Below are 23842 nucleotides of genomic sequence, written 5' to 3' on the forward strand. Positions count from 1 at the left end.
AGAGATGAAAATGAACCACCCGATAGTGTCTGCACCGCAGTTGCAAAACAACGCCCCACTGGTCAACCGCGAACGTCTCTGGCAATCGCTGATGGCCCTCGCGCAGCTCGGCGCCACCGCCAAGGGCGGCGTCTGTCGCCTGGCCCTGACCGACCTTGACCGGCAGGCCCGTGACCTGTTCGTGCGCTGGTGCGAAGAGGCCGGTTGCACCGTCAGTATCGATGGCATCGGCAATATTTTCGCTCGCCGTGCCGGACGCGACCCCGAGCGCGCGCCCGTGATGACCGGTAGCCATATCGACACCCAGCCCACCGGCGGCAAGTTTGACGGTTGCTACGGGGTGATGGCCGGACTGGAAGTGATCCGTACCCTCAATGACCTCGGCGTGCAGACCGAGGCGCCGATCGAGGTGGTGGTCTGGACCAACGAAGAAGGCTCCCGATTCCCGCCGTGCATGATGGGCTCGGGGGTGTTCGCCGGTAAGTTCGACCTCGAGGACACCCTGAGCAAACAGGATGAACAGGGACTGTCGGTGGGCAGCGAGTTGCAGCGCATCGGCTATGCCGGTTCGCGGGCGGTGCACGGCCATCCAGTGGGCGCGTATTTCGAGGCACACATCGAACAGGGCCCGGTGCTGGAAGACCGGGAGACCACCATCGGCGTGGTCATGGGCTGCCTCGGGCAGAAGTGGTTCGACCTGACCCTGACCGGGGTGGAGGCCCATGCCGGGCCGACGCCGATGCACCTGCGCAAGGACGCCCTGGTCGGCGCCGCGCAGGTGGTCAGCGCGGTCAACCGCATCGCCCATGCGCAACAGCCTCATGCCTGCGGTACCGTCGGTTGCCTGACCCTGCACCCTGGCTCGCGCAATGTGATTCCCGGTCAAGTGCAGATGACCATCGATCTGCGCCACTTGCATGCCGATAAACTGCAAGCCATGGTCGATGAGGTGCGCCAGGTGATTGAAGACACCTGCCTGCAGCACGGTTTGAGTTACGAGCTGACCCCTACCGCCGACTTCCCGCCGCTGGACTTTGACCCTGCCTGTGTCACCGCCGTGCGCCAGGGCGCCGAGCAGTTGGGCCTGAGCCACATGGACATCGTCAGCGGCGCCGGACACGACGCGATCTTCGTCGCCGAGCTGGGCCCGGCCGGGATGATCTTCGTTCCCTGCGAAGGTGGCATCAGCCACAACGAAATCGAAAACGCCGCGCCCCAGGACCTGGCCGACGGTTGCGCCGTGCTGTTGCGCGCCATGGTCAACGCGGCACAAGCACAAGGAGGACCCGCGGCATGAAGCAACACAGCGAAATCGCCGAGATGAGTGGCGTCGAGCTACTGGCCCATTACCGCGACAAGCGCCTGTCGCCAGTGGAGGTGACCGAGGACGCCCTGGCGCGCATCGAGCGCTTCAATCCGCAGGTCAACGCCTATTGCCATGTCGATCCGCAAGGCGCGCTGGAAGCGGCGCGGGCCTCTGAACAGCGCTGGCTCAAGGGCCAGCCGTGCGGCGCACTGGACGGTGTGCCGGCGTCGATCAAGGACCTGACCCTGACCCGTGGCATGCCCACGCGCAAGGGTTCGAAAACCACCTCCGCCACCGGCCCCTGGGAGGTGGATGCGCCCTTCCCGGCATTCATGCGCAACGCCGGCGCGGTGCTGCTGGGCAAGACCACCACCCCGGAATTCGGCTGGAAAGGTGTGACCGACAACCCGTTGTACGGCATCACCCGCAACCCCTGGGACACGCGCATGACCGCCGGCGGTTCCTCCGGTGGTGCGGCCGCTGCCGCTTCGCTGAACCTCGGGGTGCTGCACCAGGGCAGCGATGCCGGCGGCTCGATCCGCATTCCCTGTGCCTTCACCGGTACCTTCGGGATCAAGCCGACCTTCGGATACGTACCCCAGTGGCCGGCCAGCGCCATGACCCTGCTCTCGCACCTGGGGCCAATGACCCGCACCGTCGACGATGCGGTGCTGATGCTGCAAACCGTTGCCCGGCCGGATAGCCGGGACGGCCTGTCCGGGGCATCACGCAGCACGCCCTGGCTATCCGAGAGCAATGATCTCAAAGGCCTGCGCATCGCTTACAGCCCGGACTTCGGTTATGTGAAAGTCGATCCGCAGGTGGCGCGGGTGGTGGCCCAGGCAGTGGGACGCCTGGCGCAACTGGGCGCGCACGTCGAGCAGGTCGACCCTGGTTTCAACGATCCACTGGAGCTGTTCAACACCCTGTGGTTCGCTGGCGCCGCACGACTGGCCGGACAACTGAACCCGACGCAACGCGCACAACTCGACCCAGGCCTGCTGCGCATTGCCGAACAGGGTGAACGCATCAGCCTTCACGACTACACACTGGCCCTGGAAGCCCGCGCGGCGCTGGTGGCGCATATGGCCGAGTTCCACAGCCGCTACGACCTGTTGGTGTCGCCGATGCTGCCGATCACCGCCTTCGCCGCCGGGCACAACGTTCCGCCGGACTCTGGCCTGGGCGAATGGATGGAGTGGACGCCCTTCAGCTACCCCTTCAACCTGACCCAGCAGCCGGCAGCATCCGTGCCGTGCGGCTTCGCGCAGGACGGGTTGCCTGTCGGCTTGCAGGTGGTCGGTGCGCGCTTTGCCGATGATCAGGTACTACGCGTATGCCGGGCCTACGAACGGGCATTTCCAAGTCCCCATCCCCGGCAGCCGTTGGTGAAAGGCTGAAACCTTGCGCGGAACAAGCGGGTCGTGGTTTGACACGACCCGCGTTCTGCATCTTGTGCGCGGCAACCCGATCACATGCTCACAAGAAACTCATCGCTCGTCACAAATGGCTTGAGCCCACCAATAAACGTTTTGCCGTGCTCAAACCAAACCTTTCTTTTATCGGCCTCCATGTACAGCTCATAGTCGGACCGATCGCGAAACCAGCATTCCCCAATAGCATGCACAGGTGGCACCTCAAGATAGGGTACGTGGGTGTCGCTTGGGTTGTCTGACACCAACCTGACCTCATATTTGTGCAAGCCAGGGGCTGGCTGTCGGCGATGATCCCCACCGAGTACGGCGCCGCTGATCTGCGCGGTACGACGCTCAATCAGCGCATCACAAAATTGCTGGATATTGCCCATCCCGAACACAGGGCTGCACTTCAGGCGCAACTCGATAAGGGCGACGCATGCATCGCGACAGCCTAACAACAATAAAATACCTTTGAAGTATCAAACAATACTTTCACGATATTAGACCGCCTAAATAACACAGAGGAAACTTGAATCAAGCAAAATAATACCTAAAGAGCATAACCATGATCCCTGTCTACGAACACGTTTCTGCCACAACCCCATCAACCTTCAGCACGTTGATTGGATAACGAACATGCAGTCCAACTCTTCCTGGATTGTCCTTTCCATCACCGGTTTCTACATGCTCAGCCTCGCGCTGATCAGCTTCGGTGTTCGTCGACATTCTCGTAGCGCCAATAACTACACCACCGGCGGCGGGCACTTTCCTGCATTCTTGATCGGCTTTCTGATGCTGTCGGAATTCATCGGCACCGCCGTCAGTATCGGTACGGCCCAGACTGGCTTCAAAACCGGCATCTCCGCCGCATGGAACCTTTTTGCGCTGGCGTTGGGTTTTGTGTTGTTCGCTTGGCTGTTGGCGCGTAAATACAAGGACCTGGGTGACAACACCATCTCCGGCGTGTTGTCGCGTAACTACGGGCAAAGAACCCGTTTCGCCACGTCGATCATCACCATCTTCGCCCTGGAAATCGTTGCCGTCTCAATCTATGCCAGCGGCGGTGCGGTGTTGGCCAGTGTGCTGCAAGTGGATCGCACACTGGCGATCATCATTGTCGGTGTCGTGTCAGTCATGTATGTCAGCATCGGCGGCATGCGCTCAGTCATCTACACCAACTTCGTACACGCCAGTCTCAAATACTTGGGTGTCGGGTTAGCGCTGTGGTTTGGCCTGAAACAGGTCGGAGGGATCAGCGCGCTGCAGACTCAATTGCCGCCAAGCATGTTCGACTGGACCGCCATCGGTTGGGGTCAAATCATCGCCTGGATGATTGCCGGTATCGGCTCGATCTTCTCCACCCAATACGTGATTCAGGCGGTGAACACCGTCAGCGATGCAGGTAAGGCGCAACGCGCATGCTTCTATTGCGCAATCCTGATGATCCCGTTCGGTATCGGGGCTGCCTTGATCGGCATGTGCAGCGCCGCGTTGTTCCCGCAAGTCGATTCGCTGCAAGCCTTCCCGCGCCTGATCGCGAGCATGGACCAATTGACCGCCGGACTGGTGGTCGCAGGATTGGCAGGCTCGCTGTTCGGCACCATCTCAGCGGTCAGCATGGGCTCGGCCACTTTGTTGCTGCGCGACTTCTATGAGCCATGGTTCAACCCGGAAAAAAGCGATGTTAAATCCCTGCGCTTTGTACGCCTGGCTACCATCGCCGTCGGCCTGCTGCCAATTGCGTTGGCCCTGACCTCCGAGAAAGTGCTGATGATCGCCTTCCTCGGCAAGGCCCTGCGCGCCTCTCTGGCAGTGCTGGTGCTACTGGTGTTCTACGCACCGAAATTCGGCACCGCGACCGCCGCGTTCCTGAGCATCATCGCCTCCCTGGTGGCTACCGTCAGCTGGTTCCTGGCCGGCAATCCGTGGGGCATCGACAATGCCTACATCGCCCTTTTCACGCCGTTGGTGATCATGAGCATCAGCCACATTACACGACGCGGTGCACCGCCCGAGTCGGTTGTTGTAGAAGGGTTGAAACAACAGGGTGCCTGACCACGTTATATACCGGGGCACCCCGATCAAATCGACACTGCCGTTCAAGGACAACTGACTCATCCTTGAACGCCAGGAAACCGAGCGGGGTGTGAGAGGGCATGTTGGACACCCCTCCCCCCGAGCAGCCATCAAGCCTCAGTGGAACCTCATCATGCGTATACCTTCCCTGCCTTTCGGTATTGCTCTTTTGAGCACCTTCTCAGCAGCCCTCTGCCAAGCCTCCGATTTCAGTTGGGTCGACCCCGCCGTCGCCTCAGTCAATCAGGACGTCATCGAGCTGCGCCACACCATTCACCAGAACCCCGAGTTGGGGAATATGGAGGTGAAAACCTCGGAACTGGTGGCGCAGCAGCTCAAGGCACTGGGGCTGGAGGTGCGCATCCACATCGGCAAGACGGGCGTGGTCGGCGTACTCAAGGGCGGTAAACCCGGCCCTGTGGTGGCCTTGCGTGCCGACATGGATGCCCTCCCCGTCAAGGAAATGACCGGCTTGCCGTTCGCCAGCACGGCAACCGGCGTGCGCCGGGGCAAAACGGTGCCGGTCATGCATGCCTGTGGGCATGACACGCACACCGCGATGCTCCTGGGCGCGGCCAAGGTGCTTGCGGAGCATCGCAACGAGGTCGCCGGCACCGTGGTTTTTCTGTTCCAGCCGGCTGAAGAAGGAGCCGCCGACGTGGATGAGTTCCAGGCAGACGCAGTGATCGGCGCGCAGGCGATGATCCGCGACGGGGCACTGGACTCGCCGAAGGTCGAAGCCATATTCGGGGTGCATGTCATGGCCGGTTACCCGACCGGCCACCTGTATTACAAATCCGGGACTGTACTCAACAGCAACGACGCCTTCCGCATCACCCTCAAAGGCCAGCAGACCCATGGCTCCGCGCCGTGGAGCGGCGTGGACCCGATAATCGCGGGCGAGAACATCATCGGCGGCCTGCAAACCCTGATCAGTCGGCGGATAGACATGACCAAGGGCATGGGCGTCATCAGTGTCGGCACGATCAATGCCGGCTCGGCGAGCAATATCATTCCCGAGACTGCCGAACTCACTGGCACCATTCGCACCAATAACGCCTCGATACGCAACACCATATTGCAGAAGATGCCGCCGCTGGTGAACGGCATCGCCAGCGCCTATGAGACCCAGGCCAACCTGTTATTGGTGAACATTGCCCCGGTGACCACCAATAATCCTGCGCTGACCGAAGCCATGGTGCCCGCGCTGGAGCTGGCTGCGCCGGGCAAGGTCGAGCGACTGGAATCATCGCTGTCACCGAGCGAGGACTTTTCCTTCTACGCAGAGAAGGTGCCGGGGCTGTTCGTGTTCCTTGGGGCAACGCCTGCCAACCAGGACATGCAGAAGGTCCCGAACAATCACAGTCCCTACTTCACCGCGGACGATGCGACCCTGGCGACAGGGGTGAAGGCGCATGTCCAGTTTGTGCTCAACTATCCAGGGCAGGTGGCCAAAAAATCTTGAAGGCCTGAAGTATCCTCAGGTCTACTGGCAGTCCACAGGTTTCGTCTCTCACCAGGCTTCTAAATGGACCACTACGTTCCGCGCGACTGGCAACCCCACGAACGGCCCAGCTTGCCCGGTTCGCCCTCGACGCCGCTGCACCCCAATGCCAAGCGGTTCGCCTACGGGCTGGTGGGGTTGCTGGTCGCGTTGACCGGTGGTTTGGGTAACTCGCTGGTAATCGCCAACCTGCCTTACCTGCAAGGCGCACTCGGTGCGACGACTGCCGAAATGGCCTGGCTGCCGGCAGCGTATGTCATGGCCAACGTTTCGATGAACCTGCTGCTGGTGAAGTTTCGCCAGCAGTTCGGGCTGCGCGCCTTCACCGAAGTGTTCCTGGTGCTTTATGCCCTGGTGACCTTCGGGCATTTATTCGTCAACGACTTGAATTCGGCGATCGCGGTGCGGGCGGCGCACGGCATGGTCGGCGCGGCCCTGAGCTCGTTGGGCCTGTATTACATGATCCAGGCCTTCCCGGAGAAATGGCGGTTGAAGGCGCTGGTGCTGGGACTGGGTGCGTCGCAACTGGCATTACCGCTGGCCCGGCTGTTCTCCGAAGACTTGTTGCAGATCGCCGAGTGGCGAGGGCTGTATCTGTTCGAACTGGGCATGGCGCTGCTGTCGCTGGGTTGCGTGCTTTTGCTCAAGTTGCCGCCGGGTGACCGCTTCAAAACCTTCGAAGCACTCGACTTTCTGACCTTCACGATCCTTGCCAGCGGCGTGGCGTTGCTCTGCGCGGTGCTGTCGCTGGGGCGGATCGATTGGTGGCTCGAAACGCCGTGGATCGGCGTCGCTTCGGCGGCCTCCATCGTGTTGATCCTGGCTGGCCTGGCCATCGAGCACAACCGCAGCAACCCGATGCTGATGACCCGCTGGCTCGGCAGCGGCGTGATGATTCGCCTGGCGCTGGCGGTCATCCTGATTCGCATGGTCACCTCGGAACAATCGACCGGCGCGGTCGGCTTCATGCAAATGCTCAACATGAGCAGTCAGCAGCTGCACAGTCTATATGTCGTGATGCTGATCGGCAGCGTCGCCGGACTGGCCACCAGTGCGCTGACGATCGACCCCAAACACCTGCTCATGCCACTGATCATCTCCCTGGCGTTGATGGCCGTCGGCTCGGTAATGGACAGTCATTCGAACAACCTGACCCGCCCGGAAAACCTCTACTTCAGCCAATTCCTGCTGGCCTTCGGCGGCACGTTTTTCCTCGGCCCGACCATGGTGCTGGGGGTGCGCAACGTACTGACCAATCCGCGCAATCTGGTGAGTTTTTCAGTGATGTTCGGGATTTGCCAGAACCTCGGCGGCCTGATCGGTGCGGCGCTACTGGGGACGTTCCAGATCATTCGCGAGAAGTTTCATTCCAGCCACATCGTCGAGCACCTGACCCTGCTCGATCCACGCGTGGCCGCGCGGGTGCAGAGCGGCGGCTCGGCGGTCGGTTCATTGATCGCCGACCCGGGCCTGCGTAATCTTCAGGGCATTCGCAGCCTGGCCACAGCCGCCACCCGCGAGGCCAATGTGCTGGCCTATAACGATGTGTTCATGCTGATTGCGGTAATCGCCGTGCTGACCATGGCCTGGATCTTCGTTCGCGCCCTGTGGCTGATGAGCACCACCAAAACCGTCGCCCCAACGCCTGCCCCTCCTTTCGGACAACCCAGCGGTGCCACTTCTTCATGACCGAACCGACTACCACGACCACCAACGCTATTGCCTCGACGCCCGAAGGTGTTGCACCACCGGCCACGCCGGCTACCGCTCCCCGCTCGCTGCGAGTCAGGATGATGTCGTCCCTGGGCTTTGCAGCGATTGCCATCGTCGGTGTGCTGATCGTGTTGTACGCCTGGCAACTGCCTCCGTTCAGCAGTGCGGTCGAGACCACGGAAAATGCCCTGGTGCGCGGCCAGGTGACCATCATCGGCCCGCAGCTCAGCGGGTACGTGTACGAGGTGCCGGTGCAGGATTTTCAATTCGTGAAGACGGGCGACTTGCTGGTGCGTCTCGACGACCGGATCTACAAGCAGCGCCTCGATCAATCCCTGGCGCAACTGGCGGTGCAAAAAGCCGCGCTGGCCAACGTGGTACAGCAACGCAACAGCGCCGAAGCGACCATCCAGCTGCGTCAGGCGGCGGTCGCCGACAGCCAGGCGCAGGCTCGCAAAAGTGCAGCCGATTTACGCCGCAACCAAGCGTTGGTCAACGACGGTTCGGTGTCCCGAAGTGAGCTGGACGTCACGTTGGCGGCCAATGCCCAGGCCCTTGCCACCGTGGCTCAGGCACAGGCCAATCTGGAAATCGCCCGGCAAGACCTGCAGACGGTGATCGTCAATCGTGGCTCGCTGGAGGCCGCCGTCGACAGTGCGCAAGCGGCAGTGCAACTGGCGCGGATTGACTTGTCCAACACCCGTATCATCGCCCCCCGGGACGGCCAGCTCGGGCAAATCGGTGTGCGTCTCGGTGCCTATGTGAACTCAGGGGCGCAGTTGATGGCATTGGTGCCCAATCAGTTGTGGGTGATCGCCAACATGAAGGAGACCCAGATGGACAACGTGCGCGTTGGCCAACCGGTGACGTTCAGCGTCGATGCCCTCAACCATCGTCAATTCCAGGGCCGGGTACAGCGGATTTCACCGGCCACCGGTTCCGAGTTCAGCCTGTTGCAGGCGGACAACGCCACCGGCAACTTTGTCAAGATTGCCCAGCGGGTGCCGGTGCGGATCACCGTGGATGCGGATCAGCTGGAGAGCGAGCGACTGCGGCCGGGGATGTCGGTGGTGGTGAGCATTGATACGGGTGTGCAAAGCGATTAAACCTGAGTCCCCGTCTTTTCTACCACCAGGCGGTCGCCATCGGCGGCCGCGAGCGTATCTCTAGCGAAGCAGCCCGATGTTATCGTCGATTCGGCTTTGAATGAGGTGCAGGGTGTCCTGGGTGATCACTTGCGGGTACAGGTGCTCGGCCGTGGCCGCAAACCGGCTGGCCACGTCGCAAATTCTGTCGATGGTGACGCCTGCCATCTCCTCTGGGACCTCTGCTTCATCCGCAAGCCTGAGCATGGCCTTTCGGTCGATCGCCAAGGCCTCGCCCATCACATCCATCTGGTGGTACCCGCCCGGCCCCTCGCAGAAGGTAACGTCGTAGGCCGGTGCCAGCTTCCACTCGCCGGTTGACGACATAAGGTAGGAGAAATTCTTGGGGTGGTCGCCCCGGTTGTTGAACGCGATGTTGAAGACTGCACGCTCGAACGCGATCGCTTTCTCTCGCACATCATTGGTGCACATCTGGGTTGCACGCAAGAAGTTGACGTAGTCCAGGACACCCGGTGATAGGTAATCTGCTCCGGTAAAGGCTGCGAGGCTTTGCATGGGCACCCGCTGACCGTTCAGTCGATCAAAGCGTTTACTCGCGAAGGCTGCCAGGCCGTTGGGCAGACTGAAATACTGCGTGTCCGGAGTCTGGATACCGCACAAGCGCAAGCACTCGGCATAGACCATTTCGATTGCACATACCTCGCAATGTTCTCCTTTGGCCGGGAACTTGATCAGCCAGGCTTCGAAGCCAGGCTTGACGGCCGTGGTAAAGGCTCCGGTTCGAGCATCGCGATAGACCAAGGCCTTTGGCCTGGCGCCCTGAGGAGAGCCCCCCACCAGCAGCAACGTTTGCAGGAACGCCCCACCATCACCATTGAGCACTTCCTGCACCTCGGTTGCGAGCAAGTCAAGGGAGATATGCACTTGCGGCGCCTGCCCCTCGGGTGCCACGGGCTCGAACGACATTGCCCCCATGGCATTGTTGCCGATGTAGGCCAGCCGCTCCAGAGGCCCTATGCGCGCGGTGTTGAGGCTGCGGCGCCTGAACAACCGGTCCATCAGCAGCATGCCCCAACCATCAGGCAAGGCGTCATAGACAGGCGCTGGCAGGTTCAACTGGTGGGACGGGAAACCCCTGCGTAGCTGGGGCCCCTCCAACGCAAGTGTGTAGGACGACAGCTCCAAGCCTCGACTCTTCGCTTCATTGCTGTACTCAAACACAATCTGTGGGCGACCGGTGATGGCAGTTGTAGACACAAGCGTGCCCCACAGCCAACGTTCACCCCAGCCCTCGTAGTAGACGTCGACTTGCTCAAGCATTGTCGGGCTTCCTCTTGGCACGATGACGCTTGGCACTGTTTTCGTAGCGGCGAATGTCTTCAAGGCTGTCCAGCTTGGGCAAGAACAGTCCTTCGAGTTCCTTGCTTCGCCCAAGGACCATGGCCACGCGGACCACATTCTCGAACCCGACATTACGCCCGGCTTCCAGGTTGGAGACGGTATTGGTCCCGATACCTGCGCGCCCGGCCACATCGGCTTGCGTCATCTGCAGAGCCAGCCGCTCCGTGCGAAGGCGTTCACAAATTTGCTTGACGATCTCACCCGGCTTACTGAAGCTTAAATCCAACATAATGGGTATTCCGTGGCCATAAGCGCCGTTAACACACAAAATTATAGAGTTAGCGGCCAGCCTGATCAAGGTATTCTTGTCGTGCAGGCCCATGGCCATCCATTGCGCGCGGCTGCAGGGACGAACCCGGCCCTTACACAGTGGTCAAAACAAGTAATGGCGTCGCGACTGCTCAAAGGCCTTGGGCTTGCTTCATGGTCGGGCATCGAGCCAGTGATGGCAGCTTGATCTATGCCAACGCGGTTTTAGTTGCCCAGTTGAGTTAGCAACTACTTGGTCCAGAAGTACGGACGCATCCACTGTCACAGTGTGTATCCCGGCTCGCCCCCTTTGGACAGGATGCACGGCGAAATTTTTAGATTGTTGAGCGCTATCACCGTCCTCGCCAAGAGGGGGCCTAATGAATCCACTATCCACATCCAAGGGTGTATGTATTCCTCTGTTGCTGTGCGTCGCCGTGCTCCTGGCATTTGTGATTTCCTACAGTACATTGCCGAGGATCGTACCCGACATGGCGCACGCGCCCTCTGCGCCAGTGAAACTCGACGGGATACACGGACCTCTGTCAACCGAGCGCAGCAAAGCCATTCTCGACCGACTTAATTCCACCGGTGCAGAAACCAACATCTTCGATGTGCATCTCGCAATCGAAGAGTCCATCACCGGTAGCCCGCTCACGGAAGGAAACAAGGTCGACTTGCTGCAGGACGGCCCACCACCTACCAGTCGATGATCAAAGCCGTGGAATCTGCGCGCGACCACATCAACATGGAGACCTACATCCTCGACGACGATGAAGTCGGTCAGCGTTTCGCCGCCGCATTGATCGCTCGGCAACAGAATGGCGTACAGGTCAATCTGATCCGTGACAGCGTCGGAACCCTTGGAACACCCTCAGCGTTCTTTTCCCGATTGACCGAAGCGGGCATCAAGGTGCTGGAGTACAACCCTATCCATCCGGTGACGGCCAAGGCGGGCTGGGACGTGAACCAGCGCGACCACCGAAAGCTGCTGATAGTGGACGGCCGTATTGCCTTTCTCGGCGGGATCAACATCAGCAGCGTCTATTCCGGGGGCTCGTTCAGCGCTCATTCGAAGACTCGCCCAACGGGTGATTTGCCCTGGCGCGATACCGACTTGCGCATCGAGGGGCCCGTGGTTGCGGAACTGCAGAAGCTGTTCATCGGAACCTGGACGACGCCTCAACAGCCTCAAGCTGATACCCCAGAAGCACCCTCATTAGGCGCAAGTAATAGAAGCTTGCCTCTGCGTCTGACCTCGTCTCAAAGGCTTCGGTCTGCTCGGCGGTCTTACAGCGATATCGAAAGCATTTGAACGATCCACTGATCCCGCTGGTCAACATCACCTGTTGGCCAGGCGGATCCTTAACGCTGAATTGCACGTCATCTACGACGGGCACCTGTTCCCGCCCAAGCCGAAACCATCGCCCATCATGTCGTTTCTGTCCGGCGTCGCGCACGTCGAAGAGCCGCTTTCTGAGCTCACTGACTCGAACGACCTTTGCGCTATCTAACCATCCGGCTCCAACCCTGAGGATCCCATCATGAAATTCCAAATTGTCGATCGCTCTATCAATGGCACCGCGAAATTCTCGGTCGATACCGAGTGCGGAAAGAACGTGGATTCATTCTCGACCATCGAGGAGGCTCGGGACCGCGCGGCCTGGCTGGAATCCGAATATGAGCGGATCAGCGAAACTCTCTAGCCGCGTCCTACCCGAAGGAATAACTCCGCTTCAACGAATCCGCAGCCCCGGCATGACCCGGCATGACCCGGCGATCAAATGGTGTCATTTATTTGAGGATCACGTAATAACCGCAATGTGGATGAAGGGGAATATTTTGACGTATCTGGATTGGATTCAATGGCCAGCGATGGTGGTGACGGTACTTGCCGCGTGGTTGATCGGATCTCAACAGCCATCAAGACGAATGACAGGGTTTGTATGCTTTATATTGAGCAATGTACTGTGGGTTATTTGGGGTACATACGCTGAAGCCTACGCCCTCATCGTCCTGCAGATTTGCTTGTGTCTCATGAACCTTCGCGGGTTTAAGAAGAACTTCGAAGGCCAGTAGGGAACGAACCTTAGATAACCTCATTTGCCAGAAAAATGAGCGTTGGATTTTGACGGATGAACGGAAACCGCAAGAAAGAATTTCCAAGAGCAGCCGTGGTCTATCAGTCACCACAACCGGAGCTCGCAATCATGAAATTCGCAAAATTCTGTCAAGCCCTCTCCAACTGGGCTGGCAGTTCAAAGACCTTTCTCACCGCCATCCTTTTAATCGTTGGATGGGCGCTGACAGGGCCATACTTTCATTACAATGACACATGGCAACTGATCATCAATACGTCCACGACAATCATTACCTTCCTCATGGTGTTCCTCATTCAAAACACACAAAATCGTGACAACGACATTTTGCATCTGAAAATAGATGAGCTAATTCGAGCCACCAAAGAAGCGCAAAACGCCACCTTATGCTTGGATAAAATGGGTTCGAGAGACCTGAGAAAACTGCGTGAACAGTACAGTTCTTTGGGTGAGGCCGGCGAGATCAATATCGATATGGCGGAGGAGAATGCTGCGGTAAGCCGCATGCCCTTTTCCTCCTGACCACCGAACCAGGCCAAGTGGCTTACCTCCTCTCGCCACTTCTGCTTGGGCCCAACGTGGGTTGGTTGTAGCTTGGTAAAAACGCTCTGAAAATCATTTCGCAACTCCCGTTGAATGAATCACTGTGCACGCGTTACTTATCCGCTTGAATGGATCACCAACGGTAACGTGACCACGAACTCGCTACCCTTGCCATCACCCTCGCTCATGCCGGTAACCTCGCCGCCGTGCGCCTCAACCAGCTCGCGGACTACTGTCAGTCCGATGCCCAAGCCTGACCCATTGAATCCGACGGCATGCACGTCTTGAACATAGGGATCGAAAATAAACGGGAGCGCTTTAGCGGAAATGCCGATTCCATCGTCGGAAATGTTTATCTTCAAAACGTCGGACGCGACTGTTACAGAGAGTTCGATTCTACCGTGGGTCGGTGTGTATTTGGCCGCATTCGCCAGAAGGTTGTGGAGTACCTGCGCGAGGCGCCCCGGGTCACCATTTACCATCAAGATGCCATTGGGAAGATGGACGTTGAAATGCTGCTCTTGTGCGCTCATCAAAGGGCGGCACGCATCAATGGCTTCACGCAGAACCTGAATCATGTCGACATCGCGGCGATTGAGTCGCAACTTGCCAGTGCTGGCACGGGAGACATCCAGCAGATCATCGACCAGCTGTGACATATGTTGCACTTGGCCTTCGATCAACTCCCGCATCCGAGGCAGCTGATCGCTAGGCAAACGCACCATACGCTCTGCAATCATACTGATAGGCGTTAATGGGTTACGTAGCTCATGGGCCACCGTCGCCAGGATGCTTTTTTGCTGACTCAGTGCGCGCTCTGCTACAGCCTGAAGGTTTTGAGCGCTGAGCGCGGCGATGACCAGCTGTGCATTAGCCTCGCGCAGTTCCTGGTACAAACGTTGCTCTTCCAAGCGAGGGGCGACTATAGCGTCTGACTGCACCATGAGTTTCGCCGGTACTCGCTGCTGATTGGTCTCAATCACCTCCTCGACCTGCTGGCTATCCACAAGCCGGCTGCTGGCGTCGTTCAACTCTTTTTGCAGTGCTGCCAGCACAGCGCGTGCTTCAACGGTTTTCTGGCCAAGCAAGAAGAGTTCGTGAGCGGCATTAGCGATCTCACGCTCATTCTTGCCATCGACATTACTCATGAGTCGGGCTCAAGCATTTTATCTCCTGGATGTGATACACCTGAAATCCGCTTTGTCGGTCGGCCTCCGAGCAGACCTTCCTGGTCATGAAGCATTTCGCCAATCTGCAAGCCGTTTTCATCGACGCGGTACAAGCGCAGCTCATCGGAGTGGGCGCTGGCCCGCACCTTGACCACGGCCATGATGCGCAGCAAGCGGCTCTGCACTTCGATATAGCGTTGAACGATGATCGCGTCGGTGAGAAATGCCGTGCCGTAAGGGCTGAAACGCAGATCGGTGTAGCGGTCTTCCAGCTCGGAGGTCATCAACACGCTGACCCCGGCACTGGTCAGCGCGGTGACCATGCGCGACAGCGATTCACGGAAGTCTTCGCGGAAGGTCGGCGCCAGCGCCAGTTCGAAGCCCGACAACGAGTCGATCACCACACGAGTGGCTTTCAGGCGAGAGATCTCGGCCAACAGCAACTGGACGATTTCGTCGATGGACAAGTCCGGTGCACGACTGTCCACCAAGCCTACCTGACCGCTTTGGATCAACTGAATGAGGGCGGCATTTTGAAAATGATTGGGCCGTTGTTCGAACACCGCGATCACGCCGGTTTCGCCGTTGCGTGCGCCTTCGGCCAGGAACGTTGCCGCCAGGATGCTTTTGCCCGACCCGGACGGCCCGGCCACCAGCAAGGAATAACCACGGGGCAGGCCGCCACCCAGCATCTCGTCGAGCTGTGGCACGCCCATTTTCAGGCGCTTGATGGGGATCTCCAGCGGCGCTTCCACCGGGTTGAGTGGCGCGGGTGCAAAGACCTTGATCCCCGACGTCGCAATGCGGAAGGTGTGCAGCCCCGGCAGCGTCGGCTGGCCGCGCATCTTCATGATTTCCATCTTGCGCACCATGGAATTGCGCTGAACGCTCTGGCGCAGCCAGATCAGGCCATCGGCGACGGTGAAAATCGGATTGGTGTCGGTTTCGGTGAAGTATTCGCCAATCAGGAAGGTCGTCGCCTGCCAGGTGGTCATCAACATGCCTAGTTGCTGAATGAACTGCGGCAAGTTGTTGTTGGGGTTGTCCTGAGTCTGGCTGGCCAGCACCACGGAACGGAACGAGTCTACAAACACCAGTGCCGGTGAATGCACCTCCACCTCGCTGACGATGCGCCGCAGCACCTCGTCCAGATCCCCGACCAGGGTGTCGTCGGCCAGGTTGATGTAGCGGATCGACTGATTGATCGCTTCGCTGTCGAAAAAGTCGAATTGCTGCTGATAACGCAGCATCTTCAGCGGCGGCTCGCCAAGCACTGTAAAGAACAGCGCCGGACGTTCAGGCGTCGCCAGGGCAAACATCATCTGATGCGCGAGGGTGGTTTTGCCGCAGCCAGGCGGGCCGGCGATCAGGTTGAACGAAAACTCCGGCAAACCTCCGCCCAGCACCTCGTCCAGTCCTGGCACACCGGTGGCCAGGCGGTTGATAGTCACTTTGGTGCTCATGGCGAATTTTCCTGCGAAGGGGTGTCGCTCAAAGAAGGTTCCCACACGCCACGAAGCAAACGTGCGGAGAGCGAGGGCCCGATCAGCGTGGTCAGCAATGCGTAAAACGTGGTCAACATCACTTCACCGAAAAACAGCGCTTCGGTTTCGCTTTGCTCGACGAGCACGGCTTTGAGGGCAATCAGATCCATGCCTGCCTGCACTCTGTCACAGGTGCCGGCCAGTCGCGGATGATTGGAAACGCACAGATTGAGGCTGCGGCGATAAAGCGCGACAACCCCTTGCTGACCGATAATGGGCCTGAGGGCTGCGTCCATATCCTGCAAGGTTGAAATAATTGCGTGGGCGGTCTTTGCAAGATCGGCAATGTCACCAACCCGGTGCGCCAGAGAAGCTACGATCTGGCGGCCCTCTTCGCTTTCCCTGGACATGGCTCACTAATTTTTGATGGGCACCTGTCGATGGTACACCCTATAACCTGTGATCGAGCTTTCAATTGGACGAAGAGCTGATGATGTCCGTATACCTGCCAGATGGCTAAAGAAAATCCGGCACCTGTGGTCGATACCTTCGTCGACGAACTCGACTTGGGTGCGCTCGGTTTTGAGGGCATTGCCCCTGCCAAAGCTGGTCATCCGGCCTGTCATCAGCGACCAAACAGCAAAGACTTACCTTCTCTGCTTACGTCTCAAGCACCTGGATTTGTGATTTGGATTTAAGCCAACATTACCGGCACAAAACAAAGGCTTTTGACATGAAGATTCCAGATCTGCCAACGGTTCAAAACTGACCTAGGCAGCACTCAAACCAATCCAGCCGTGAACCCCCACGTAAAGTCCGACACCGATGATCAGCACGCTGGACAGATAAGGTGCGCGACGCGCAACTGCGCCAAGCCAAGGCCAGCGATTGGAAGCTTGTTTAGCGCCAATGGCCGCCGCCGCACCGACGGATACCAATGTAAGCGCCAAACCAAGGCTGAAACACAGGACCAGCACGCCTCCCAAGGCGACTTCTTTGACCTGAAGGCAGAGCAGCAGAACGGTAATAGCCGCTGGGCAAGGAATCAGCCCCCCGGTCAACCCGAACATAATGATCTGGCCAGTGGTGACCTCACGATTGGTAAAGCGCTTACGGATATCGTTGGCATGGGCGCGTTCATGTGCATCCTGATACCCATCTATCGACAGTTCCAGGCCTTCCAGTTCGGAGTGCTCGTGACTGTGTCCGTGCTCTTGATAATCCAGATCGTAATCATGGGAATGGCCCGCATGCCCAAGACTCAGGCGAGCACTAAACTCATGAGGCTCAGGAATGTCGACGGTCGATTCCAGGAAACCTCCGCGCTCGACGAACGAGAACGCTTGAATGCTGCCATCTGAGCGGGTAGTCGTCAGTCGAACCTCTGCCGCTGTCCAGGCATGCCCACTCAACGCCTTCATGCGCCAGTGTGGGGGCATTCCCTGTTCGAAAATCGCCAGTTCGATCCGCCCGTGACCCGTATCAATGTGCTGAGTCTCATCGTGATGAGCATGGTCATGGTCGCCGTGGTGGTGATCATCACCTTGCTCGAACTTGAACATCTGTTCGCCGCGCCAGGTACGCCACAACATCCACACCGCAATCAGAATGATCAGCGCGGAGGATGCGAGCTGGAAGTACGGTTCGGTGGTTTGTGCGTCCAGACCTTTGCCCAGATACATGCCACCGATGGCAACCAGCCACACCACTGCGGTGTGCGAGAGCGTTGCGGCCAAGCCCAGCACCACCGCTTGCTTCACCGATCCACGAATGGCGACGATGAAGGCTGCCATCATGGTCTTTGAATGGCCGGGCTCAAGCCCGTGCAACGCACCTAGCAGTATCGCGCTCGGGAAGTAAAGCCACGCGTGGGTGCCACCCTGTTGAAGCAGTTCTGCAAAATTTGGCATGACAAGGTCTACTTCGAGTAACGACGGATGGCTTCGAGCAACTCGTCGACGCCTTTGGCGCGCTCTTCATCGCTCAATTCAGGGTTCGCGACGTGCGCGTGCGCGTGAGCTTCGATAATTTCATCCATCAGGCCGTTCATTGCCCCGCGCGTGGCCGCGACAAGATGCAGCGTTTTGGCACAGTCCGCGTCCGACTCCAGCGCTCGTTCTATAGCCTGAACTTGTCCAGCGATACGTCGGACACGTTTCAACAAGTCGTCTTTTTTTCCATGCACATGCGACATACCATACCCCCCTACCCTATATTGATGCGCATATTCACTCAGAAACCAGGCATTCGCAATGCCAGCATTCGAGTGGGTCACGGCCAAAGCGGGTGAAGCTGACAAAACCGTAATCATTGGCTCAGCCTTCTGAAAGGTTGCACCCATTACCCTCTTCATCGAACTTGGCAGCATCTCCTGTTTGCTCTGTCATCCGACTGACTGGGAACAAAGCGTCATGCGACCTGAAACATCAAGACGAACCTTTGTAAAGGGGCTCGCCGCCGCCGGGATTCTCGGCGGCCTCGGGCTATGGCGCACACCTGTCTGGGCGATTACCAGCCCCGGCGAGGCGAATGTCCCGGCCGGTACCGATTTCGACCTGTTCATCGGCGAAACCCCGGTCAACATCACCGGCAACCCGCGCACCGCGATGACCATCAACGGCAGCATTCCCGGCCCCCTGCTGCGCTGGCGCGAAGGCGACACGGTCACGTTACGGGTGAGGAACAAACTCAACGCTGACACTTCCATTCACTGGCACGGCATTCTGCTGCCGGCCAACATGGACGGCGTGCCGGGCCTGAGCTTTCATGGCATTGAACCGGGCGGGATGTATGTCTATCAATTCAAGGTCCGGCAGAACGGCACTTACTGGTATCACAGTCATTCGGGGTTCCAGGAACAGTCCGGCGTTTACGGCCCGTTGGTGATCGATGCGAAGGAGCCCGAGCCGTTCCAGTACGACCGAGATTACGTGGTGATGCTGACCGACTGGACCGACGAAGACGCGGTCGGCTTGATGAAGGCGTTGAAAAAACAGTCGGATTACTACAACTACAACAAGCGCACCGTGGGCGACTTCATCCACGACGTCAGGGAAAAAGGTTGGGGCTCCACGGTCGCCGATCGAAAGATGTGGGCTGAAATGAAGATGAATCCCACGGACCTGGCCGACGTCAGCGGCGCGACTTACACCTACTTGATGAACGGCCAGTCGCCTGAGATGAACTGGACGGGGGTATTCCGGCCCGGCGAGAAACTGCGCCTGCGCTTTATCAACGGCTCCGCCATGACCTACTTCGACGTACGAATTCCCGGTCTGAAAATGACGGTGGTCGCCGCAGACGGTCTGCACGTCAAACCGGTGAGCGTCGACGAGTTTCGCATCGCGGTGGCGGAGACATTCGATGTGATCGTCGAGCCGACCCAGGATGCCTACAGTTTGTTCGCCCAGTCGATGGATCGCACTGGCTATGCCTGTGGCACGCTGGCAGTGAAGACGGGGGTATCCGCGCCGATACCACCACTGGACCCGAGGCCGCTGGTGACCATGGATGACATGGGTATGGGTGGTATGGATCACGCCAGTATGGGTGGCGACATGGCGGGCATGGATCACAGCCAGATGACGGGTATGGACCACAGCTCAATGCAAGGCATGGACAGCATGTCCGGCATGGATCACAGCGGCATGGCTGGAATGGGCGAAATGCTGTCCCACCCCGCGACGGAAAGCAACAATCCGCTGGTGGACATGCAAGCCATGACCACTTCACCCAAACTCGATGACCCTGGCCTCGGCCTGCGTGACAACGGTCGTCGCGTCCTGACTTATTCCGACTTGCGCAGCACCTTCGCAGATCCGGACGGCCGCGACCCCAGCCGCACCATAGAACTGCACCTCACTGGCCACATGGAAAAGTTCGCCTGGTCATTCAACGGCGTGAAGTTCTCCGATGCCGAACCCGTGCGCCTCAAGTATGGCGAGCGGGTGCGGGTGGTACTGGTCAACGACACGATGATGACTCACCCCATCCATCTGCACGGCATGTGGAGCGATCTCGAAGACGAAAACGGCCAGTTCATGGTGCGCAAACACACCATCGACATGCCGCCCGGCTCCCGGCGCAGTTATCGGGTCACTGCCGATGCACTCGGCCGTTGGGCCTATCACTGCCATCTCCTGTACCACATGGAAATGGGCATGTTCCGTGAAGTTCGCGTGGAAGAATGAGGCGCTACCCATGATCACTCCGATTTCTTTGGCGCTCATGACCGCGAGCCTGACACTTTCTTCGGCAATGGCGGCCACGGACGACATGCAGAACATGGATCATAGCCAGATGCAGGGCATGGACCACAGCCAGATGCAAAGCATGGACGACGGCCAAATGCAGCCTGCCGCGCCTACCGAAAGCCGCACGCCGATCCCGGTGTTGACCGATGCCGACCGCGCCGCCGTGTTCGTCAGCCAGAACGGCCATAACGTCCATGACTCCGCGCTCAACCATTACTTCCTTGCCGACAAGCTCGAATGGCAGGACGCTGATGACGGCAGCACCCTGGCCTGGGATATCTCAGGCTGGATCGGCGGCGATATCGACCGCCTGTGGCTGCGCTCCGAAGGCGAACGTACCAACGGCAAGACCGAAGATGCGGAAGTCCAGGCTCTCTGGGGCCACGCCATTTCCCCGTGGTGGGACGTAGTGACCGGCGTTCGCCAGGATTTCAAACCCGGCGACCCGCAAACCTGGGCGGCGTTCGGCGTGCAAGGCATGGCGCTGTACAACTTCGAAACCGAAGCTACGGCGTTCATCGGTGAAGGTGGCCAAACCGCCGCGCGACTGGAAGGCGACTACGACATCCTGCTGACCAACAGACTCATTTTGCAGCCAACCGCCGAACTTAATTTCTACAGCAAAAACGACCCGCAACGAGGCATCGGTTCCGGCCTGTCCAACACCGAAACGGGCCTGCGCCTGCGTTATGAAATCCGCCGGGAGTTTGCGCCTTACATCGGCGTGACCTGGAACCGCACCTACGGCAACACCGCCGATTATGCCAAGGACGACGGCGAGGATCGCAGCGAGGCACGTCTCGTCCTCGGTGTTCGGCTGTGGTTCTAGAACGCGTCAAACTGACAATCAAAAAAATACCGCTCAAAGCGGTGAGAGGCCTTGTATGCGCTTGATCAAAACCACCGCTGTTGCCATCGCACTTTCCACCGGGTTGCTCATGAGCACATTCGTTCAGGCGCACCCGAAATTGCTCTCCTCTACCCCGGAGGAAGGCGCGGACGGCGCGGCCCCCGGCAAGATCGAACTGCACTTTTCCGAAAACCTCATGACCCAGTTCTCCGGCGCGAAACTGGTCATGACCGAAATGCCCGGCATGGCCCACTCCCCGATGCCCATGAAGGCCAAAGTCTCCGGCGGCAGCGACCCGAAAACCATGGTTATCACGCCGCTCTCTCCTTTACCCGCTGGTAGCTATAAAGTCGAATGGCGCGCGGTGTCATCGGACACTCATCCGATCACCGGCAACGTTACGTTCAAAGTGAAGTAATTGATGAGCGACTGGGCCAGCATTGCCCTGCGCTTCGGCTTGTACATGGATTTGATGCTGCTGTTTGGCTTAGCGCTTTTTGGGTTGTACAGCCTTAAAGGACGAGAGCGAGTATCGGGTGCCGTGTTGCCGTTTCGGTCTATGGTGGCGGGAACGTCGGCGCTCGGTGTGCTGGTGTCTGTCGCCAGTATGGTGATGATGGCGAGCGCCATGAGTGGGGAGTCGGACTTCGCTGAGCTGCGTCCGCATATTGAGATGATGGTATTTGAGACGGACGTAGGACTGGCCTGGGTCGTGCGAATCATCGCGTTGGTCGTTGGCGGTTTAGCGGTGATACTTAACCACCGTGCGCCTAGCGTTAGCTTGATGGTCGCAGTTATTGCCGGCGGTATCGCCCTCGCAAGTCTAGCCTGGAGCGGACATGGGGCGATGGATGAAGGCAGTCGTCGTTATTGGCATTTTGCAACGGACATACTGCACTTACTGGCGGCAGGCGCCTGGCTTGGTGCATTAGTCGCTTTAGCCTGGATGGCAAAGTTCGACACGCTGCAAACCGAAGAGCGCATTAGATTGCTGGCTCGGGCTGTCACCCGGTTCGAATCGGTGGGCGCATTGATCGTCGTTGTCATCACGGTCACCGGAGTCGTGAACTACCTGTTTATCGTGGGCCCTAAACTCGATGGTGTAGTCCTCAGCACCTATGGAACTTTGCTGTTCATCAAAGTAGTGCTTTTTGTCGGAATGCTGGTGCTGGCTGCATTAAACCGGTTTCACCTTGGTCCGCTTGTGGAGAGGTCATTACGGAAGGGCCAGTATAGGGCGGCAGCTAATTCGTTAAGGCGCAGCTTGTTGGTTGAATTATCGAAGGCGGTTTTGATTGTGGGGCTAGTGGCTTGGTTGGGAACGTTGAGTCCCGAAATGGAGATAGCATCCCAATAGTGTTGCCAAAAACCTGTAAAAGCTCTTCGTCACCATGAACACAGTAGGTGGGCGGCATCTAGTGCCGCCCGTAATAGACCAAGAGGTTATTTCAGTGACTTGCGTGCCGAGGCAGTGCTTTGGAAATCAAAGCTGCAAACAGAACGAATGCACTCGATATCCACAAGCACGCCCCCAGCCCATACACCTGATAAACCCATCCGGAGAGCACCGTGCCTATCAACCGTCCCATGGCGTTCGACATGTAATAAAAACCCACATCCAGCGACACACCGTCTTCCTTGGCGTAGGACACGATCAGGTAGCTGTGCAGCGACGAATTCACCGCGAACAGCGCGCCAAAGACCATCAATCCACCCAACAGCACAACCTGCTGTGACAGCCCGGTGTTCAGCCCGAGAGCAATTGCCGCCGGCAGACCCGCCAGCGCAAGCGCCCACAGAAATGCCGCACGACCATCCGGTACGTGCCCACGTTTCTTGCCGGTGATATTGGGCGCGAAGGACTGCACGATGCCGTAGCCAATCACCCAGGCCGCGAGAAATCCGCCAACTTTCCAGAAGTCCCAGCCGAACACGCTGCTCAGGTAAACCGGCAAGGCCACCACAAACCAGACATCGCGGGCGCCAAACAGGAACATCCGCGCCGCTGAGAGGATATTGATCGCCCGGCTCTTGGACAGGATGTCGCGAAACTTGGGCTTGGCTTTCGCTTTGCCCAGGTCCTTCGTCAACAGGATCAAGCTGCTGACCCAGATCAGCGCCAAAAGACCTGCCATGGCCAGCAAGGCGCCTTTGAAGCCGATCAATGCCAGCAAGGCTCCGCCGAGAAAAAAGCCAACACCCTTGAGTGCGTTCTTCGAACCGGTGAGGATCGCCACCCACTGGTAGAGTTTGCCCTGCTGCCCATCCGGAACCAGAAGCTTGATGGAGCTCTTGGCACTCATCTTGTTCAGGTCTTTGGCAATCCCCGACAGCGCCTGGGCCCCCATCACCCAAGGGATGGTCAGCCAGGCTACCGGAACCGTCAGCATCAGCAGCGCCGCGACCTGGATGCCCAGCCCGATGTTCATGGTTCGGTTCAGACCCAGCCGGGCGCCGAGGTAGCCACCCACCAGGTTGGTGATCACGCCAAAGAGTTCGTAGAACAGAAACAACGCCGCGATTTGAAGTGGGCTGTAGCCCAGCGCGTGAAAGTGCAGCACCACCAACATGCGCAAGGCGCCGTCGGTGAGGGTGAAGGCCCAGTAGTTGCCCGTCACGAGCAGGTACTGCCGCACTTGCGGAGCGAGGGCTGACAACGCTTTCATGACCG

25 protein-coding genes are annotated in these 23842 nt (G+C 58.7%); 16 read left to right on the forward strand and 9 right to left on the reverse strand.

Going from position 1 to position 23842, the window contains the following annotated elements; genetic code table 11:
• Positions 1–10 precede the first annotated feature (10 nt).
• The gene (locus tag ACA062_RS18010) at positions 11–1297 is read left to right on the forward strand and encodes a Zn-dependent hydrolase (RefSeq protein ID WP_497452313.1); all 1287 of its coding nucleotides are present in this window, start codon (positions 11–13) and stop codon (positions 1295–1297) included.
• Positions 1294–2706 (forward strand): amidase, encoded by a 1413-nt coding sequence (locus ACA062_RS18015; protein WP_497452314.1) that lies wholly within the window; start codon positions 1294–1296, stop codon positions 2704–2706. The genes ACA062_RS18010 and ACA062_RS18015 overlap by 4 nt, the downstream gene beginning before the upstream one ends.
• Positions 2707–2777: 71 nt before the next feature.
• On the opposite strand, the gene ACA062_RS18020 is transcribed toward ACA062_RS18015, so the two are convergent.
• Positions 2778–3113 (reverse strand): EthD domain-containing protein, encoded by a 336-nt coding sequence (locus tag ACA062_RS18020; protein WP_497452315.1) that lies wholly within the window; start codon positions 3111–3113, stop codon positions 2778–2780.
• On the opposite strand from ACA062_RS18020, the gene ACA062_RS18025 reads away from it, so the two are divergent.
• The 5 genes from ACA062_RS18025 to ACA062_RS18045 all read left to right on the forward strand — a co-directional run bounded on the left by ACA062_RS18025 (position 3060) and on the right by ACA062_RS18045 (position 9123).
• Positions 3060–3179: a hypothetical protein gene (locus ACA062_RS18025; protein WP_497457446.1), complete on the forward strand. Its 120-nt coding sequence runs from the start codon at positions 3060–3062 to the stop codon at positions 3177–3179. The two genes, ACA062_RS18020 and ACA062_RS18025, sit on opposite strands and share 54 nt — an antisense overlap.
• Before the next feature lie 181 nt (positions 3180–3360).
• Positions 3361–4779: a sodium:solute symporter family protein gene (locus tag ACA062_RS18030; protein WP_497452316.1), complete on the forward strand. Its 1419-nt coding sequence runs from the start codon at positions 3361–3363 to the stop codon at positions 4777–4779.
• 154 nt (positions 4780–4933) lie between these two features.
• Positions 4934–6265, forward strand: coding sequence for an amidohydrolase (locus ACA062_RS18035; RefSeq protein WP_497452317.1), 1332 nt, complete (start codon positions 4934–4936; stop codon positions 6263–6265).
• 63 nt (positions 6266–6328) lie between these two features.
• Positions 6329–7993 carry an MFS transporter gene (locus ACA062_RS18040; protein WP_497452318.1) on the forward strand — a complete coding sequence of 555 codons (1665 nt, stop codon included), beginning with the start codon at positions 6329–6331 and terminating at the stop codon, positions 7991–7993.
• A complete protein-coding gene (locus tag ACA062_RS18045) occupies positions 7990–9123 on the forward strand; it encodes an HlyD family secretion protein (RefSeq protein ID WP_497452319.1) in 1134 nt (377 codons plus the stop codon). Before ACA062_RS18040 ends, ACA062_RS18045 begins: the two co-directional genes overlap by 4 nt.
• A gap of 60 nt (positions 9124–9183) precedes the next feature.
• Here the strand turns inward: ACA062_RS18045 and ACA062_RS18050 are convergent, their stop codons facing one another.
• On the reverse strand, positions 9184–10443 hold the full coding sequence (locus ACA062_RS18050) for a type II toxin-antitoxin system HipA family toxin (protein ID WP_497452320.1): 1260 nt from the start codon (positions 10441–10443) through the stop codon (positions 9184–9186).
• Complete coding sequence (locus ACA062_RS18055) at positions 10436–10753, reverse strand: helix-turn-helix domain-containing protein (RefSeq protein ID WP_497457447.1); 318 nt, start codon at positions 10751–10753, stop codon at positions 10436–10438. The genes ACA062_RS18050 and ACA062_RS18055 overlap by 8 nt, the downstream gene beginning before the upstream one ends.
• Positions 10754–11153: 400 nt before the next feature.
• Here ACA062_RS18055 and ACA062_RS18060 point away from each other — a divergent pair, with 400 nt between their 5' ends.
• From ACA062_RS18060 to ACA062_RS18080, 5 genes are all read left to right on the forward strand, one after another.
• Positions 11154–11486, forward strand: coding sequence for a hypothetical protein (locus ACA062_RS18060; RefSeq protein WP_497452321.1), 333 nt, complete (start codon positions 11154–11156; stop codon positions 11484–11486).
• Positions 11483–12088: a phospholipase D-like domain-containing protein gene (locus ACA062_RS18065; protein WP_497452322.1), complete on the forward strand. Its 606-nt coding sequence runs from the start codon at positions 11483–11485 to the stop codon at positions 12086–12088. Before ACA062_RS18060 ends, ACA062_RS18065 begins: the two co-directional genes overlap by 4 nt.
• Before the next feature lie 229 nt (positions 12089–12317).
• A complete protein-coding gene (locus tag ACA062_RS18070) occupies positions 12318–12479 on the forward strand; it encodes a hypothetical protein (protein WP_497452323.1) in 162 nt (53 codons plus the stop codon).
• A 136-nt stretch (positions 12480–12615) separates the two neighbouring features.
• Positions 12616–12852: a hypothetical protein gene (locus ACA062_RS18075; RefSeq protein ID WP_497457448.1), complete on the forward strand. Its 237-nt coding sequence runs from the start codon at positions 12616–12618 to the stop codon at positions 12850–12852.
• 131 nt (positions 12853–12983) lie between these two features.
• Positions 12984–13394 (forward strand): low affinity iron permease family protein, encoded by a 411-nt coding sequence (locus tag ACA062_RS18080; protein ID WP_497457449.1) that lies wholly within the window; start codon positions 12984–12986, stop codon positions 13392–13394.
• 137 nt (positions 13395–13531) lie between these two features.
• Here the strand turns inward: ACA062_RS18080 and ACA062_RS18085 are convergent, their stop codons facing one another.
• The 5 genes from ACA062_RS18085 to ACA062_RS18105 form a co-directional block, all read right to left on the reverse strand.
• The gene (locus tag ACA062_RS18085; protein ID WP_497452324.1) at positions 13532–14563 is read right to left on the reverse strand and encodes a sensor histidine kinase; all 1032 of its coding nucleotides are present in this window, start codon (positions 14561–14563) and stop codon (positions 13532–13534) included.
• Positions 14560–16047, reverse strand: a complete 1488-nt coding sequence (locus ACA062_RS18090; protein WP_497452325.1) for an ATPase domain-containing protein — start codon at positions 16045–16047, stop codon at positions 14560–14562. Before ACA062_RS18090 ends, ACA062_RS18085 begins: the two co-directional genes overlap by 4 nt.
• Positions 16044–16478 (reverse strand): hypothetical protein, encoded by a 435-nt coding sequence (locus ACA062_RS18095; RefSeq protein ID WP_497452326.1) that lies wholly within the window; start codon positions 16476–16478, stop codon positions 16044–16046. Before ACA062_RS18095 ends, ACA062_RS18090 begins: the two co-directional genes overlap by 4 nt.
• A 360-nt stretch (positions 16479–16838) precedes the next feature.
• Positions 16839–17978 carry a nickel/cobalt efflux protein RcnA gene (locus ACA062_RS18100; RefSeq protein WP_497452327.1) on the reverse strand — a complete coding sequence of 380 codons (1140 nt, stop codon included), beginning with the start codon at positions 17976–17978 and terminating at the stop codon, positions 16839–16841.
• A gap of 8 nt (positions 17979–17986) precedes the next feature.
• On the reverse strand, positions 17987–18262 hold the full coding sequence (locus tag ACA062_RS18105) for a metal/formaldehyde-sensitive transcriptional repressor (RefSeq protein WP_497457450.1): 276 nt from the start codon (positions 18260–18262) through the stop codon (positions 17987–17989).
• A gap of 217 nt (positions 18263–18479) precedes the next feature.
• Between ACA062_RS18105 and ACA062_RS18110 the strand changes: the two genes are divergently transcribed.
• From ACA062_RS18110 to copD, 4 genes are read left to right on the forward strand one after another with little or no spacing between them, the layout of a single operon-like run.
• A complete protein-coding gene (locus ACA062_RS18110) occupies positions 18480–20258 on the forward strand; it encodes a copper resistance system multicopper oxidase (protein ID WP_497452328.1) in 1779 nt (592 codons plus the stop codon).
• A gap of 10 nt (positions 20259–20268) precedes the next feature.
• The gene (locus ACA062_RS18115; protein ID WP_497452329.1) at positions 20269–21150 is read left to right on the forward strand and encodes a copper resistance protein B; all 882 of its coding nucleotides are present in this window, start codon (positions 20269–20271) and stop codon (positions 21148–21150) included.
• 55 nt (positions 21151–21205) lie between these two features.
• Positions 21206–21589, forward strand: coding sequence for a copper homeostasis periplasmic binding protein CopC (copC, locus tag ACA062_RS18120; protein WP_497452330.1), 384 nt, complete (start codon positions 21206–21208; stop codon positions 21587–21589).
• Positions 21590–21592: 3 nt separating this feature from the next.
• The gene (gene copD, locus ACA062_RS18125; protein ID WP_497452331.1) at positions 21593–22528 is read left to right on the forward strand and encodes a copper homeostasis membrane protein CopD; all 936 of its coding nucleotides are present in this window, start codon (positions 21593–21595) and stop codon (positions 22526–22528) included.
• A gap of 91 nt (positions 22529–22619) precedes the next feature.
• Here copD and arsJ read toward each other — a convergent pair whose 3' ends face one another.
• Positions 22620–23837, reverse strand: a complete 1218-nt coding sequence (gene arsJ / locus ACA062_RS18130; protein ID WP_497452332.1) for an organoarsenical effux MFS transporter ArsJ — start codon at positions 23835–23837, stop codon at positions 22620–22622.
• Positions 23838–23842 lie beyond the last annotated feature (5 nt).

The organism is Pseudomonas sp. LBUM1679 (genome assembly GCF_059695565.1).